This is a genomic window from Mesorhizobium sp. WSM4808 (assembly GCF_055811675.1).
Genome location: NZ_JBVVQX010000007.1, coordinates 266,550 through 280,506, shown reverse-complemented (window position 1 = coordinate 280,506; position 13,957 = coordinate 266,550). Strand labels below are relative to the sequence as shown.

Here is a 13,957-nt window from a genome sequence, read left to right as displayed (position 1 = left end):
TGTTGCCGGCTGGCGCTCAAATCGGCAGCGGCGCTGGCGTTGACGATTGCTCCCTACCAAATTGTCCTGGACGGCTCCGTTCCCGGCATCCACACCGCCAGCGCATACGCCAAGGGTGGCGGTAACAGCGGTGGTGGCGGCGGCAATTCCGGCGGCGGCAATGGAGGGAACAGCGGCGGGAATAGCGGGAATGGCAACAGCGGCAATAACGGCAACAGCGGCAAATCGGGATCCAATCAGGGTAAGAGCGGAAGCCATGTCAATGCAAAGACCGGTGACAAGGTCGACGTGACCGGCAACAAGATCACGGTCCGGCATCCCGACGGCATAACGGAAAAGCTCGAGAACGGACGTTTCAGCATGAAGGACGCGCTCGGTCGCACGATCATCGACCGCCAGGCCACGCCGGCCGATGCCGATCGTCTCAAGGCCTTGTGAAGCTGGCCAACAGGCAACGGTCAGCTTTGCACGTCACCTCCGCCGCCCCCCGGCGGAGGTGACATCGTTTTGGCGGTGCCACGCCGGTCCCGAGGCGTGACGCGCTTTGCGAGGTCCGCACCTTGCGGAGGCACGCAACCGTTCAATTATTGTTTTGCGCAATTCGGATGATTTCAGGTCGAAGCGGCCTGAAAAATGAATCCGCCTCTAAATCAAAGAGATAGAGCATGATGTCTTCCGAAAACCGCTTCACACCTTTCGGCATCATGCTCTAGTTGCTCTAGGAAGGCCTGTCGCGGTCGCGCAACTCACGCATCATCAAGGCCGCTTCGGTGCGGTTTCGCACATTGAGCTTCGACAGCACCCCGGTCATGTGATGCTTGACGGTCTTCTCCTGCAGCTCAAGCCGCAAGGCGACTTCCTTGTTGCTCAGCCCCTCCGCCACCAGCCGCAGGATTTCCGTCTGCCGATCGGTGAGCTGCCGCAGCCGTTCCGCAATGCCGTCGGTCGGCTGCTGGGACTGGAGATCCGAAAGCAGCCGGGCCGACAGCGTCGGCGACAGATAGCTTTCGCCGGCTGCAACATTGCGCAGGATGTCGGCGAGCCCGCGCGACCCGACGCCTTTGAGGACATAGCCATTCACCCCTGCGTTCAGCGCCTTTGTCACATCGGCGTTGGCCTCCGAAACGGTCAGCATGACGATCTTCTGGGCCGGATGGCTGGCGAGGATGCTTGCGACGGCGGTCAGCCCGCCGCCCGGCATGGAGATATCGAGCAGCAAGATGTCGGGCCGCACCGTCGTGGCGAGGCGTTCGGCATCCTGCGCCGTGGCGCCCTCGCCAACCATCTCGAAGCCTCCGATCTCCGACAGGCTGCGCGTCACACCTTCGCGAAAGAGGGGGTGATCGTCGACAATGGCGATGCGAATGGTCCCAGTCATGCTTGCTCCTCGACCGATAGACGGATCACCAAACGCGTACCTTGCGGCCCGGTCAAGGTTTCGAACTGTCCGCCAATGCTTTCGACCCGCTCCCTGAGGCCGGCGAGGCCGAGACCCTCGACCCGTGCCGCCGGATCGAAGCCGGGCCCGCCGTCCGACACTTCGACAAAAAGCCGGCCACCTTTCATCCCCGCACTCACCGCCTGATCCTTGCCCAACCCATGGCGATAGGCGTTGTTCAGCCCTTCCTGGACGAAACGATAGATGCTGATCTTCTCGGAGGCGCCGGGCTCCGGCAAGTGTCCGGTCAGCGTCAGCGTCACCGACGTTCCCGTCCTCTGCTCGTGTTCCTTGACCGCCAGCCGCAGAATGTCGGTTGCGGCAGCCATCTCGATCTGCGGCAAAACAAGGCCGGTGCAGATGCCGCGTATTTCGCGCATCGCGTCCTCCAGTGTCTTGCGGATCATTGCGACCTCGGTCGAACGGCTTACGCTCGAATGGCCATCGCTGGAAAATATCGGGCTGTCCATGCGCAGCGCCGCCAGTGCCACGAGTTGGGCCGGGCCGTCATGGAGGTCGGCGCCGATCCGGCGCAGATATCTTTCGTTGAGCGCGGTGGCGCGGCGGGAGGCCCGTTGCACGCGCAGTCGCAAAGCACTGTTTTGCACCACCAGACCCTGCAGCTCCGAAACCTGGCGGCGCAGCGCCCCACGCTGATCGTCGATGGTGCGGCTGCCGCGCAGGACGATGCCCGACAGGAGCAGGAATGCCGCGAGCGTCGCGCCGGCCACGATCAGCCAGCTCGACCACAGGGCGGACGCCAGGGTGGCCTGGAAATCGTCGGCGATCTCATAAAACTCGGTGACCGCCACCACCTCGCCCGACCAGGGCTCGCGCACGGGATTGTATATCTCCAGCAATGGCAAGCCGATAGCCTTCTCCTCGCGTTCATCATCATCGAATGTATTGAATTCAGCGACGACATTGCCTTCGAAGGCGGAACGCAGGTTGTCGCTCGGACCGAAGCGGCGGCCGATCAGGGACGCCTCCTTGGCGTAGAGAACCGTGCCGTCGCGGCGCCAGAGCACGAACGATTCGAGGCGCTTGCCGAGCGCGCCCTGGCCAAGCGTCTCGTCCAGCGCCTGCTTGACGGATTCGCTGAGCTCCTGGTCCTTGCGCAAGTCGGGAAGCAACGGCGCAATCACGCTGTCGACATAGAGCGCCGTCGTGGCGGCCGAATTGCGGATGACGCCGTCCCGGATCTGCGCCGTCACCCAGGTGCCCACCACCAACATGACGGCCAGCAGGCCAAAGCCGCCGGCAACGACGAATTGCAGGGCAAGGGAAAGCTCGCTCCAGCGCCGCATCAGGTTTTGAAAACTGCGAATCATGAGCCCCTGACCGCCCTTCGAACCGACAGATTGGGCGATGTTCGTACTTTGAGCTTCCGGCTTGCCATTGCCAAGGGCTTCGTTTGGTCGAGGTCGCTTGACGTCCCGGCGCGCTTGGGAAACAACGTCCGCGACGCATGCGGCGGGAGCCGCTTCGAGAGGGGGCGAAACGTTGAGTTTTTCGGGATTGCTGCAGCTCGGCTTTTCGACGGTCATTTTCCTGCTGGCGGCGACAGCCGCCAAGCAATGGGGCCTTGCGCCGAGCCTTGGCAAGATAGCGCTGACGCTGGCGCTCTATTCGCTGGGCAATCTGATCATGCTGCGGCTGATCCGCGAATTCGGCATGTCGGTGTCGTTCAGCCTTTCCGCCGTCATCCAGCTGGTCTCCGTGAACGTCGTGGCGCTGGTCTTCTTCGGCGAGCGCGTCAATGCGCTGCAGGCGACCGGCATCATGCTGGCGATCGCAGCGGTGGCGCTGATCACGCTGGGACCCTATCTGCAAGGCCGGCTGTAACGGGCGAATTGCCGATGAAGAACGCCGCGAACGCTTTGCTCAACCGGGTCGAATTCCCGGTGCTGCTGGCCGGCCTGGTCATCGCCGCCGGCCTGTGGGGATTCGAGGAGCTGATGGAGATTGCGCGCGCCACCACGCCGCACGCCTTCGACACCGAAATCCTGCTCGCCTTCCGCCAGGCGGGGCGCCCTGACAGCCCGATCGGCCCGCTGTGGCTGCAAGGGGCGATGCGCGACATCACAAGTCTTGGCAGCGGCAGCGTGTTGGTGCTGATCGTGACGGCGGTAATCGTCTATCTCCTGCTTATCCGCAGGCCGGCGACCGCCCTTTTCATCTTCGTGGCGGTGGCCGGCGGTCAGGTGCTGTCGAGCCTGCTGAAAGCCGGCATCGACCGGCCGCGCCCCGAACTCGTCTCGCATCTCGTCAACGAAACGACGCTGTCTTTTCCGAGCGGCCACGCCATGCTGTCGGCCGTGACCTATCTGACGCTCGGCGCGCTGGCGGCACGCTTCCTGCCCGGTCGAACGACGAAGATCTATGTGCTGTCGCTGGCGGTGCTGACGACGCTGCTGGTCGGCATCAGCCGCATCTATCTTGGCGTCCACTGGCCATCGGATGTGCTTGCCGGCTGGTGCGCCGGCTTCGTCTGGGCGATGCTGTGCTGGCTCGCTGCCCGGGCGTGGCAGCGATGGCGCGGGCAGCATCCAAACGGCGACGACGAGGCTGGAGACTAGATCAGCCGGTCGATCAGCCCGTGCCCGCAGCCCACCGGCAGCAAGGCCGCCCAGGTCATGAAGGTCTTGAAGAATTCAACCGCGTTACCCCCTGCCTAGATGGACACCCTAGGCACAATCCCGGGAAGTATCTGAATGATCGGTCAGCCGCCCCCCTTACGTCTCAGACGTTCATCCTAATGCTTGAAACATCACAATGATGGTATTATACCTTATTCCTGCAGACTCAGACGGGGATTCCGGCCGATGATCACTGCCGCGCAGATGCGCGCCGCAAGGGCGCTGGCCGGCATCGATCAGAAGACGCTCGCCGAGCGCGCCAGCGTTTCGCTTCCGACCATCCAGCGCATGGAGGCGAGCGATGGCGTGGTCAGGGGCGTGGTCGACACGCTGATGAAGGTCATCCAGGCTCTCGACGAGGCCGGGGTGGAGCTGATCGGCGAGAACCAGACCAGCGAGCGCGGCGGCCGGGGCGTGCGCCTCAAGCCTGCCGGGCCGCGGGATCCCAAGGCTGAGCCGGCATAAAGTCGCGACGGCGACCGCCGACAGCCCTGCCGACGATCCCGCCGCCTTTCAGGGTGCGAAAGGCAGTCCATGGATCAGACGCAGCGGGCAGTGCATCAACCGGCCCACAGGTCGGCCCATAGGCCGGTAAAACCGACATTTTCCGAATTGTTCACGCCGAAGCTGGTGACGGTCTGGCGCGAGGGCTACACGTTCGCCGACTTCAAGGCGGACGCCATTGCCGGGCTGACGGTCGCCATCGTCGCGCTGCCCTTGTCGATGGCGATCGCCATCGCCTCGGGCGTGACGCCCGAGCGCGGCCTCTACACCTCGATCGTCGGCGGCTTCATCATTTCGGCCCTCGGCGGCAGCCGCTTCCAGATCGGTGGTCCGGCCGGCGCCTTCATCGTGCTGGTGGCCGCGACGGTTGCCCGGGTCGGCATCGATGGACTGCTGTTGGCAACGATGATGGCAGGGGTCTTCCTGCTCGCCATCGGCTATCTCCGCCTCGGCACCTACATCAAGTTCATTCCCTATCCGGTGACGGTCGGCTTCACCGCCGGCATCGCCGTCATCATCTTTTCAGGACAGATCGTCGAACTGTTCGGGCTGAAGCTTGCCGGCAGGGAGCCGGGACCGCTGGTGCCGAAGTTGATCGCGGTCGGTGAGGCGGCCGGCACCATCAATCTTGCGGCGACCTTCGTGGCGGTGTTGACCATCTTCACCATCGCCGGCCTGAAGCGCTGGCGGCCGACATGGCCTGCCATGCTCATCGCCATCGGGCTGGCATCGCTGGTCGTGGCGCTTCTCTCGCTGCCCGCGGAGACGATAGGCACTCGCTTTGGCGGCATCCCGCGTAGCCTGCAAATGCCTGCCTTGCCGCCGGTGAGCCTGGGCAGGATGATTGACGTGCTGCCGGATGCCATTGCCTTTGCCCTGCTCGGCGCGATCGAATCGCTGCTGTCGGCGGTGGTCGCCGACGGGATGACGGGCCGGCGGCATCGTTCCAACTGCGAACTGGTGGCGCAAGGCTTCGCCAACATCGCGTCCGCCCTGTTCGGCGGTATCTGCGCCACCGGCACCATCGCCCGCACCGCGACCAATGTGCGGGCCGGCGCCCACGGACCGGTTTCGGGCATCGTCCACTCCGCCATCCTGCTCGCTTTGATGCTGGTGGCGGCGCCGCTCGCCAGCTACATCCCGCTCGCAGCCCTGGCTGGCGTGCTGGCGGTCGTGTGCTGGAACATGTTCGAGAAGCAGGCCTTCGCCACCTTGCTGCGTGCCTCGCGCGGCGATGCGCTGGTGCTGACGGCGACCTTCCTGCTCGTCATCTTCCGCGATCTCACCGAAGGCATCGTCGTCGGCTTCGTGCTGGGCTCGATCCTGTTCATCGACCGCATGGCCAAGTCGACTGCGGTAGAGGCCGATCAGCCGCTGGTGCAGGAGGATGTCGCCGACAGCGCCAACGCCTACGATGCCAGCGAGGCGACCGACGCCGACACCGTGGTCTACCGCATCTCGGGCGCCTTCTTCTTCGGCGCGGCATCGACCGTCGGCACGGTACTCGACCGCATCGCCGACCAGCGCAGGAATTTCATCCTCGATTGCTCGGCCGTACCGTTCTTCGATTCGACGGCGGCCAACGTCATCGAGGGCGCCGCCCACAAGGCCAGGCGCGCCGGCGTCCGCTTCATCATATCAGGTGCCTCGCCGCAGATCCGGCGCATGCTGATCAACCACGGCGTGAAGCGTCCGCTGGTGACCTATGCAGCGTCGATCGAGGAGGCGCGGGCGCAGCTGAAAGGCAAGATCGAGGTGCGGTAGGGGCCGGGATTTGCCGGCCGGCGGTCGCTTGAACGTCAACTTTTTGATCTCAAGCAAGCGGGGAGCACGCTTTAGGCGAGCGGGCCCACTTTAGTCCCAGATGCAAGGAAAGTCGCTTCGCGGCGGCGTCGAATGCACCAATCTTCGTGACCTGAACAGGGAAGCCTCCGCCTATCCTGCTTCAGCTTTCACCGTGGTCCTTTGTCCGGACATTTTACTCTTTGCAGCCGCGTTTCAAAAATGAAACCGCAATCATGGTAGAGTTCGCGCACTGATTTGCCAGTAGAAGGCGGGTTTGCCAAATGCGTGACACGTCCCCGCGAAATCGAAGTGATCCTATGCCGACCGCGCCAACACTTGAACTTCGCCGCTATTCACGGCTGAGAAATTTGCGAGAGCGCGCAGAACGCCAAGGTGCTGCATTGCAGTTCTGGGCGCGTACGGCATCGCTCGCCGTGATCTCCTGCTTCTTTTCATTAATCAGCCGCTGGGATGCCTCTCTGCTCTTCGTGCTGGCGGGCCTCATGTTGTTCCAGCTCGTCGGCCTGATCCAGTTTCGCTTTGCGCGCCGTCGCAACGCGCCATGGTGGATCGGTTATCTCGTAGGCACGCTGGACATCGTTCTGTTGACCGTTCTGCTGGTAACGCCCAACCCGTTTTCCCTGGAGGTCGCGCCGGCCGCGATGCAACTGCGCGAAGGCAGCTTCAAATTCCTGTTGATTTTCGTGTGCCTTGGCGCGCTGACCCTTTCGACCCGATTGGCGCTCTATCTCGGAGCGCTCGCAGCCTTGACGTGGACGATCGGGGTGGGATGGGTGATTCTTCATGCGGGAACCGTCCTTCCGGCGACGAACCTCTATTCGCTGCCGACGACAGAGCGACTGAACCTCTATCTCAATCCCAATTTCGTCGACACATTCGCGCAGGCGACCAACGTGTTGGTTGTGCTGATTATCGGCGCGATCATGGCATTGGTCGTCTCTCGTTCTCGACATCTGTCGGAAGACTATGTCAAGGCAGAGCGCGCCCGCGCCAATCTCGCCCGGCATTTTTCGCCAAATGTCGTCGACCAGCTCGCCGCGGATGACGAGCCCTTCGGTCCGGTCCGCCGGCAGGATATCGCGGTACTGTTCGCCGACATCGTCGGCTTCACACACTATTCCGAGGATCATCCGGCCGAAGCAGTGTTCGAACTTCTGCGTCAGTTCCACCGTCGCATGGAGCAGGTCGTTTTCGACCACCATGGCACCGTCGACAACTATATCGGCGATTGCATCATGGCCACATTTGGGGTTCCGCAAGCCAGCCATAACGACGCAACCCGAGCCATCCAGTGCGCTGAAGCGATGATCGCCGCTCTCGAAGACTGGAATGTGCAGCGGGTGTCCAGGGGATACCCGTCGCTGGACGTTCGGATCGGTGCACAATATGGCGCAGTCGTCATCGGTGCGGTCGGCAGCGAGCGCAATCTTTCCTTCGCGGTGGTGGGCGACACCGTCAACGTCGCCAGCCGTTTGCAGGCGCTTTGCCGTGAACTTCAGGCAAACATTTGCTTTGGGTCACGACTGATAGAAGCCGCGAAGGCGGAATCGCCCACGACACAGTTGAATGCGCGCGATCATGGGCCGGTGAGCATCCGCGGTCGGGATGAACCGGTCCATGTCTGGGTCGAACACAGAGCCGAAAACCAGGGTGCTGTTGCAGTTTCGGCATGATATAGCCGCCATGTGAAGCGCCTGCATCTGTCGGAAAGTTCACGCCTGAAGGTATCATGCGCTCGCAGGCCCTGAGCGAGGCCTCGATGTTCCTCTATCTGCGCGATATCGAGGAGCTCGCAATCGTCTCAGCATGATTGCATCTGGCGGCTGAGCTTGCCGCGCACGGCCCTGGCGGTGCCGACGGCCACTATTTTCGCCGCTGTCTTGCCGCCCGGACCTGCCATGCGGCCGGCGATGCCGACGGCGCCATTGACCGCGCCCATCATCTTCATCTGCCCGGCGGTCTCGTTCATGCGCGCCCGGCAATCCTGCATTTTCCTGGTCGCCTCGACTGCAGCCAGGGCTTCGCCAAGACCTTCCGGCGAGTCCGGGCCGGCCGCCAACTCCGCCAATTGCGCATGCTGGTCTGGCGTGATCGGCAGGCTGGCGGCCGTCTGGCTGCAGCTGGAAGCCAGCAGGCAGATAAGCATTGCGATCGGGCTGCCCCGCCTGACACGTGCCGTGGTTGGAAAAATGCCGCGATGTTCGGCCTCGAGGCTCCCGCCCGGAGTTGCTTTTCCCGCCACCCGTTTGCTGTTGCCCAACATCCTATCGCCCCATCGCCGGGCCGAGGATGAGGCTGCGGATTTTTGGCGTCAGCGGCCTGACGACATCGGCGAAGGGGTCGCCCTCGGCCCGCAAAGCCATCAACCCTTCGACCTCTTCGTCGATGGCCGCGATGGTCTCCGTCTTCTGTGCGTCGGTCAGCTCCCTCATGCCGGATATGGCATTCCTGAGCTTGACGAAAATGGCATCGAGTTCCGCGACCGGCATCGTCGCCAGGAACCCGCGGATGGTCTCGCCAAGCGCGACCTTCCAGCTGTCGGCGGTGAAGCCGGCTGTGCCGATCAAGCCCTTGTCCGCGGCATCGCGCTCGTACCAGTCGGCGGCGATCTCCTCGTCATAGGCGAACTGACCGAATTCGGGCTGCAAGGCCTCGATCAGGCCGACGACCGCCGACGCATCCCGCGCTGTCAGCGCCAAGGCATGCGGGCTGTCGAACATCATGCCGGCAAGTGCGAGCGCGCCGGCCAGCCGGCGCATGGCTGCGAAACGCCGCTCAGCCATAACAGTCCTCCACAACGCCGGCCCGGGCACTGCTCGTCGCCTGGGACTGCAGAACCGAGCCGCCGATCGAGGCGGCCTGGCCGGCAATGACCCCACCATTGCCGGCCAGACCGCCAAGACCCCCCGCCATCGACAGGACACCGCCGAGCAGAGCCGCATTGGTCTGCGCCTTCGCCGCCTTCTTGGCGGCCTCGGCGCAGGCGGTTTCCGTCGATGGTTCGTTCCGGGCCTTGTTGCTGCCGGCCGCGCTCGCGATCGATGCCGGGTTGCTGTCGGCCTGGCCCGTTTGGCAGCCCGCCAGGGCAATGGTCAGGGCCACGAAAATGCTTTTTTTCATGGTGCTGCTCATCATCGGGCAGCGCGCGGCGGCAGCTTGACCTCGCGGTGATCGGTCACCGTGTTGCCCAACGCGATCGACAGCAGATAGGCACGCGGATTGAAGCCCGCCGCGGCCAGTGCCGACAGCGTCTTGAACAGTTGCAAATGAAACATCGTGCCCCCTTGGATTGCCGCCAATACGGTTCCGGTTTCGGAATCGCGCCGCAAACTGGGGGCATCAAAGGGGGACAGCTTGGACAGAACGGCACTGAAAGCGGCCAAAACGGCCCGGTATTGACGTTTTGCAGGCCGCGGCGCATATGACCGCGCTCTTGGCATGGGGGTGTCGATGACTGCGACGATGGGGCCATCAGCTTCGTTCAGGCTGGCGACGGAGATGTTTCCGGAGCGGGATCGCGTCGAGATTACGCGCGAGGTTTACGGCCGCACGGTTCTGAGGGTGGACCTCGATCCGCTTGCGCCGGCGCAGATCGACATGCGGGTGCGCGCGTTGCCGGGCCTCGGCATCGCCACCGGCAGCTCATCGGAATTCCGGGTGCATCGCACATCGTCGCTGATCGACAACGACGACTTCGTTCTTCTGGCGGCCCTCGATGGGGGCAGCGTGATGAAGCACCGCGGCCGCGAGGAGGCGGTCGGCAACGGCCAGGCGCTGATGATGAGCGGTGAAGAGGTTGGCTTCAACCTGATCGGCGCCGGCGGGTTCCGCTTCATCAATATGAGTTTTTCGCGCAAGCAGCTTTCGCCTCTGATCGGCGATCCGGCAGCGGTCCTTATGCGGCCCTTGCCGACCCAAAGCGGGGCGATGCGGCTGTTGCTCGACTATATCAGCTCGATCCAGGAGGTCGGAGACGAGTTGACTGCGGAGGCCTGCCACCTTGCGACGACGCATGTCTTCGACCTTGCCGCACTCGCCATGGGCGCGACCAGGGATGCGGCCCAGATCGCGCGCGGCCGTGGCGTCAGCGTTGCCCGCTTGCGCGCCATCAAGGCCGATATCGTCGCGCATGGTGGCCATGTCGACCTGTCGGCGCGGGACGTCGCCGCCCGCCACGGACTGTCGGCCCGCTATGTCCGCAAGCTGTTCGAGAGCGATGGCACATCCTTGATTGATTTCATGATGAACCAGCGGCTGGCGCGTGCCCATCGCATGCTCGGCGATCCGCGCCATGCCGGACGCAGCATCACCGCGATCGCCTACGAGGCCGGCTTCAACGATCTTTCCTATTTCAACCGGGCGTTCCGCCGCCGTTATGACGCCACTCCCTCGGACGTGCGCGCTGCGGCTTGCAAGCACTGACGCCAAAGCGCCGCCTGCCGGGCGGCGCTGCCGTGCCGTGCCGTCCATGCCGTTGGACTCATTTGATCGCGTCTATTCGGCGGCCTTTGCCCCGGGATCGGCAACCTTGTCGTCCCAGACCATCTGCCGGTAGTCGAAACCATATTCCAGCGTCGGTTTGACGATGCGGAAATAGGGCGACAGGTCGAAATCGCGCGGCGTGTAGAGCGAGTGGTGGCGGATGTGCAGGATTTCCTTGCGCGAATAGTTCGACTGCGCGGAGGCTCGGCCGGGCGCACGGGTGATTTCGGGCAGGATCGGATAGCGGATCTGGCCATAGGCCTCGGCGATCAGCGTCGAGCAGATCGCCCGTGTCGGATCGCCGGAGCCGAAGGCCAGCATGCGGCGGCGCCAGCGCACCGGCACCGGCGGTGTGGGCAAGAAAAAACGCAGCATGTCGAAAATGTTCTTGAGGTCGTATTTCAGGCCGAGCCTGCCGATCATGAAGGCGACGACCTTGTCGCGATCCTCCGGCGCCAGCCCGCTCGCCCGGCAGATGCGGGTGTTGTAGGTGCGGTAGCGCGACAATGGCACGGCGACGCAGCCTTCGCCGATCGTGACCTCGATCAGGCGCGGCCGCTCCGAGCCGTCTTCCGGCGCGGGCAAGGCATCGCCGATATAGAAGGCCGCATGCGACCAGGTCGACTGGGTCAGGTACTTGATCGCCGCCGAGATCTTCTGGTTGCCCTCGATCAGCAGGATGTCGCCCGGCTCAAGCGTGCGGCGCAGCGTTTCGGCATCGGACGGAGTGTAGGGCTCGTAGCCGGACGATTCTCCCTGCAGCCGGCCGGCAAGCCAGCGGCCAAGTCGATCCAGAAGCGTGTCGCCGGGCTCGGTCATGCCCCATGGCGATTAGCATGGGCGGGTAATGAGGGCTAGCGCACGCCTTCCTCCCCCGTCCGGAGCGCGAGGAAGAGCGTCCTACGATGCCGCGGCCTCTTCCGGCGGCGCAGCCAGATCGTCGCGCGCCTTGCGGGCCAGTTTGCGTGTCGAGCGTTTGGGATTGTCGCCGAACAGCTCGGCCGCTTCGGCCAGGCAGCTCTTCTTCAGCTGCTTCTCCGACCGTTTCAACAGCTTGCCCAGAAGTTTCGTGTCCTCGGGCAGCCCGAGCGGCTGGTCGTCGGCCTCGAGCAGCGCGCGCATCACCAGCACATCGTGCAGGTCGCCCAGCCGCTCGCCCAGTTCGTCGACCGCCTTGCGCCGGGCCTTGATCGGTGTCGGCCACAGCCTGCCGAGCAGCGACAGATGCATGCCGTGGGTCTTGGCCGCCTTGCGCAAATCGTGGAAATCATCGGCCGCGCCCCGCGATCTGGCCTTGTCGAGCGCCTTCCTGGCACGGCGCAGCGTGACGCGGGCACCTTCGGCAAGCACGTCGGCCGCCTGTTCCGGCTGGTCGGGCAAGGCCAACGCTTCGACGCGTTTGAGGCCATCCTCGCAAGCGGCGGTCGCCGCCCCGATCGCCGCCTCGAGCCCGCTGCCTTCGTGCAGTTCATGCTGGCGCGCGATCAGCCTGTCGCGCGCAGCAGTAAGCCCATCGTCGGCGCTCTCCTTGGGAAAGCTCGCCGCCAGCCGGTCGATGGTTTCGATCAGCGCTGTCGCCTCGCGCGGACCGGCAAGCAGGCCTGCTACATTGCGATAGCACTGGTTCTCGGTCTCGCAGAATGTTTCGTCGCCGGAACGAACAAGCCGCAGCAGGGCGCGGGCGCTCTTCAGCCGCTTGCGGCACTTGTGCAGCGCCTGTTCCGGCCGGCTCCGTGCGGCGTCAAGGTGATGCAGCGCCTTGCCGATTTCCTCGGCAAGGATACGCCTGACCTCGCCGGTCAGCGGCAGGCGCGGATCGATACGAAAGCTCATGCGGCGATCTCCGGTATCCCCCCAAGGGCGAGCGACGCGTTGTAGAATTTTGACTCGCCGGTGACTTCGCGGCCGAGCCAATCAGGCAGCATTTCGTCCGGCACGTCCTCCGGCGTCTCAAGTTCGGCGATCACAAGTCCCGCAAGCGGACCGCCGAAGACATCGATTTCGTAGAGATAGCCACGGTGCCTAACATGGTGACGTGTCTTCTCGATGACACGTCCGATGGCAAAGTCCAGCATCTCCACCGCCTCCGAGAGCGGGATCGAGTATTCGAATTCGTCGCGTTCGCGCGCCTTGCTGCCGAATTTGAGTGTCAGCTTGGCGGAACCGCCATCGCTGATGCGGATGCGCACCGTGCGCCCGGGGCCGGCAGCGAGATAGAACTGGAGAATGCGGATATTGGCCTCGGCCAGTTCCCGCCATGCGGTGCTGGTGACCAGGAATTTTCGTTCGACTTCCTTGCCCATGGCCGCGCACTAAAGCGTTTGCCGCCGTCGATGGCAAGATAATGACGAACAGAACTTGACTTTAATCAATCGATTGATTAAACTGCGCTCATGGTCAAACTGCCTGAGCCCAACATTCTTCGCCGCGAGCCCGCCGAGATGACGCGCGCGGCCCTTGTCCAGGCGGCGCTGAAGCTGTTCGGAAGGCAGGGCTTCGATGGCACCTCGACGCGCGAGATCGCCGCCGAGGCGCGAGCCAATATAGGCTCGATCGCCTATCATTTCGGCGGCAAGGAGGGTCTTCGCGCCGCTGCCGCCGACTTTATCGTCGAGACCATCCAGGGTGTAGCCGGCCAGGCGCTCGGCAATGTACAGGCGCCTGCGCCGGGACCAGCCAATCCGGAGGCGGCGCAAGCGCTACTCTTCGCGGCGCTGGAGCGGATGGTCGGCTTTGTCGTGGCCAGCCCGCAGGCCGGCGAGATCGTGCAGTTCGTGTTGCGTGAGCTTTCGCATCCGACGGCAGCCCTCGACCGCATCTATGACGGCGTCTTCGAGCCGACGCATCGCCGGCTGTGCCAGCTCTGGGAACAGGCGACCGGCGAGCCCGCCGAAAGCGAGGCCACAAGGCTCACCGTGTTCACGCTGATTGGCCAGGTCATCTATTTCCGCATCGGCCGCGAGGCGGTGATGCGCCGCATGGGCTGGAAAGACATCGGCGCCGCCGAGGCGGCCAAGGTAGTGGCGGTCACATCGGGTAATCTCAAGGCCATATTGGCTTCCAAAAAGAGCAAAGCATGAAGGGGCAA

General features: G+C 63.9%; 17 protein-coding genes. 8 read left to right on the top strand and 9 right to left on the bottom strand.

Going from position 1 to position 13,957, the window contains the following annotated elements:
* The first annotated feature begins 39 nt into the window (after positions 1–39).
* Positions 40–438, top strand: coding sequence for a hypothetical protein (locus AC0L2U_RS15535; RefSeq protein WP_473602147.1), 399 nt, complete (start codon positions 40–42; stop codon positions 436–438).
* Positions 439–718: 280 nt separating this feature from the next.
* On the opposite strand, the gene AC0L2U_RS15530 is transcribed toward AC0L2U_RS15535, so the two are convergent.
* Positions 719–1,378, bottom strand: coding sequence for a response regulator (locus tag AC0L2U_RS15530; protein WP_023813468.1), 660 nt, complete (start codon positions 1,376–1,378; stop codon positions 719–721).
* Entirely contained in the window at positions 1,375–2,769 is a 1,395-nt protein-coding gene (locus AC0L2U_RS15525; protein ID WP_473602146.1) for a sensor histidine kinase, read from the bottom strand. The genes AC0L2U_RS15530 and AC0L2U_RS15525 overlap by 4 nt, the downstream gene beginning before the upstream one ends.
* Before the next feature lie 172 nt (positions 2,770–2,941).
* Between AC0L2U_RS15525 and AC0L2U_RS15520 the strand changes: the two genes are divergently transcribed.
* From AC0L2U_RS15520 to AC0L2U_RS15500, 5 genes are all read left to right on the top strand, one after another.
* A complete protein-coding gene (locus AC0L2U_RS15520) occupies positions 2,942–3,283 on the top strand; it encodes a hypothetical protein (protein WP_013528672.1) in 342 nt (113 codons plus the stop codon).
* Positions 3,284–3,297: 14 nt separating this feature from the next.
* Entirely contained in the window at positions 3,298–4,017 is a 720-nt protein-coding gene (locus AC0L2U_RS15515) for a phosphatase PAP2 family protein (protein WP_292565027.1), read from the top strand.
* A gap of 246 nt (positions 4,018–4,263) precedes the next feature.
* Positions 4,264–4,542, top strand: a complete 279-nt coding sequence (locus tag AC0L2U_RS15510; RefSeq protein WP_473602145.1) for a helix-turn-helix domain-containing protein — start codon at positions 4,264–4,266, stop codon at positions 4,540–4,542.
* 69 nt (positions 4,543–4,611) lie between these two features.
* Positions 4,612–6,345, top strand: a complete 1,734-nt coding sequence (locus AC0L2U_RS15505; protein ID WP_128288868.1) for a SulP family inorganic anion transporter — start codon at positions 4,612–4,614, stop codon at positions 6,343–6,345.
* 338 nt (positions 6,346–6,683) lie between these two features.
* Entirely contained in the window at positions 6,684–8,060 is a 1,377-nt protein-coding gene (locus AC0L2U_RS15500) for an adenylate/guanylate cyclase domain-containing protein (protein ID WP_127320693.1), read from the top strand.
* A gap of 128 nt (positions 8,061–8,188) precedes the next feature.
* Here AC0L2U_RS15500 and AC0L2U_RS15495 read toward each other — a convergent pair whose 3' ends face one another.
* Genes AC0L2U_RS15495 through AC0L2U_RS15480 form a run of 4 tightly spaced genes read right to left on the bottom strand, consistent with a single transcriptional unit; the run spans position 8,189 to position 9,662 of the window.
* Positions 8,189–8,650 (bottom strand): hypothetical protein, encoded by a 462-nt coding sequence (locus AC0L2U_RS15495; protein ID WP_473602143.1) that lies wholly within the window; start codon positions 8,648–8,650, stop codon positions 8,189–8,191.
* 1 nt (position 8,651) lies between these two features.
* On the bottom strand, positions 8,652–9,170 hold the full coding sequence (locus AC0L2U_RS15490) for a hypothetical protein (RefSeq protein ID WP_128307096.1): 519 nt from the start codon (positions 9,168–9,170) through the stop codon (positions 8,652–8,654).
* The gene (locus tag AC0L2U_RS15485) at positions 9,163–9,519 is read right to left on the bottom strand and encodes a hypothetical protein (RefSeq protein WP_473602142.1); all 357 of its coding nucleotides are present in this window, start codon (positions 9,517–9,519) and stop codon (positions 9,163–9,165) included. Before AC0L2U_RS15485 ends, AC0L2U_RS15490 begins: the two co-directional genes overlap by 8 nt.
* Entirely contained in the window at positions 9,519–9,662 is a 144-nt protein-coding gene (locus AC0L2U_RS15480; protein WP_127331916.1) for a hypothetical protein, read from the bottom strand. The genes AC0L2U_RS15485 and AC0L2U_RS15480 overlap by 1 nt, the downstream gene beginning before the upstream one ends.
* 175 nt (positions 9,663–9,837) lie before the next feature.
* Between AC0L2U_RS15480 and AC0L2U_RS15475 the strand changes: the two genes are divergently transcribed.
* On the top strand, positions 9,838–10,809 hold the full coding sequence (locus AC0L2U_RS15475; protein ID WP_292656541.1) for an AraC family transcriptional regulator: 972 nt from the start codon (positions 9,838–9,840) through the stop codon (positions 10,807–10,809).
* Positions 10,810–10,881: 72 nt separating this feature from the next.
* Here the strand turns inward: AC0L2U_RS15475 and AC0L2U_RS15470 are convergent, their stop codons facing one another.
* From AC0L2U_RS15470 to AC0L2U_RS15460, 3 genes are all read right to left on the bottom strand, one after another.
* Positions 10,882–11,688 (bottom strand): C40 family peptidase, encoded by an 807-nt coding sequence (locus tag AC0L2U_RS15470; protein WP_127808496.1) that lies wholly within the window; start codon positions 11,686–11,688, stop codon positions 10,882–10,884.
* Between the two features lie 81 nt (positions 11,689–11,769).
* The gene (locus AC0L2U_RS15465; RefSeq protein ID WP_127268426.1) at positions 11,770–12,702 is read right to left on the bottom strand and encodes a CHAD domain-containing protein; all 933 of its coding nucleotides are present in this window, start codon (positions 12,700–12,702) and stop codon (positions 11,770–11,772) included.
* Positions 12,699–13,172 carry a CYTH domain-containing protein gene (locus AC0L2U_RS15460; RefSeq protein WP_127268427.1) on the bottom strand — a complete coding sequence of 158 codons (474 nt, stop codon included), beginning with the start codon at positions 13,170–13,172 and terminating at the stop codon, positions 12,699–12,701. The genes AC0L2U_RS15465 and AC0L2U_RS15460 overlap by 4 nt, the downstream gene beginning before the upstream one ends.
* A gap of 90 nt (positions 13,173–13,262) precedes the next feature.
* On the opposite strand from AC0L2U_RS15460, the gene AC0L2U_RS15455 reads away from it, so the two are divergent.
* On the top strand, positions 13,263–13,949 hold the full coding sequence (locus tag AC0L2U_RS15455) for a CerR family C-terminal domain-containing protein (protein ID WP_127397826.1): 687 nt from the start codon (positions 13,263–13,265) through the stop codon (positions 13,947–13,949).
* Positions 13,950–13,957 lie beyond the last annotated feature (8 nt).

Bases quoted from the DNA above. Each gene is read 5' to 3' on its own strand.
- AC0L2U_RS15530 (WP_023813468.1), bottom strand. From the start codon at position 1,378: ATGACTGGGACCATTCGCATCGCCATTGTCGACGATCACCCCCTCTTT.
- AC0L2U_RS15525 (WP_473602146.1), bottom strand. From the start codon at position 2,769: ATGATTCGCAGTTTTCAAAACCTGATGCGGCGCTGGAGCGAGCTTTCC.
- AC0L2U_RS15515 (WP_292565027.1), top strand. From the start codon at position 3,298: ATGAAGAACGCCGCGAACGCTTTGCTCAACCGGGTCGAATTCCCGGTG.
- AC0L2U_RS15510 (WP_473602145.1), top strand. From the start codon at position 4,264: ATGATCACTGCCGCGCAGATGCGCGCCGCAAGGGCGCTGGCCGGCATC.
- AC0L2U_RS15505 (WP_128288868.1), top strand. From the start codon at position 4,612: ATGGATCAGACGCAGCGGGCAGTGCATCAACCGGCCCACAGGTCGGCC.
- AC0L2U_RS15500 (WP_127320693.1), top strand. From the start codon at position 6,684: ATGCCGACCGCGCCAACACTTGAACTTCGCCGCTATTCACGGCTGAGA.
- AC0L2U_RS15495 (WP_473602143.1), bottom strand. From the start codon at position 8,650: ATGTTGGGCAACAGCAAACGGGTGGCGGGAAAAGCAACTCCGGGCGGG.
- AC0L2U_RS15490 (WP_128307096.1), bottom strand. From the start codon at position 9,170: ATGGCTGAGCGGCGTTTCGCAGCCATGCGCCGGCTGGCCGGCGCGCTC.
- AC0L2U_RS15485 (WP_473602142.1), bottom strand. From the start codon at position 9,519: ATGAGCAGCACCATGAAAAAAAGCATTTTCGTGGCCCTGACCATTGCC.
- AC0L2U_RS15480 (WP_127331916.1), bottom strand. From the start codon at position 9,662: ATGTTTCATTTGCAACTGTTCAAGACGCTGTCGGCACTGGCCGCGGCG.
- AC0L2U_RS15475 (WP_292656541.1), top strand. From the start codon at position 9,838: ATGACTGCGACGATGGGGCCATCAGCTTCGTTCAGGCTGGCGACGGAG.
- AC0L2U_RS15470 (WP_127808496.1), bottom strand. From the start codon at position 11,688: ATGACCGAGCCCGGCGACACGCTTCTGGATCGACTTGGCCGCTGGCTT.
- AC0L2U_RS15465 (WP_127268426.1), bottom strand. From the start codon at position 12,702: ATGAGCTTTCGTATCGATCCGCGCCTGCCGCTGACCGGCGAGGTCAGG.
- AC0L2U_RS15460 (WP_127268427.1), bottom strand. From the start codon at position 13,172: ATGGGCAAGGAAGTCGAACGAAAATTCCTGGTCACCAGCACCGCATGG.
- AC0L2U_RS15455 (WP_127397826.1), top strand. From the start codon at position 13,263: ATGGTCAAACTGCCTGAGCCCAACATTCTTCGCCGCGAGCCCGCCGAG.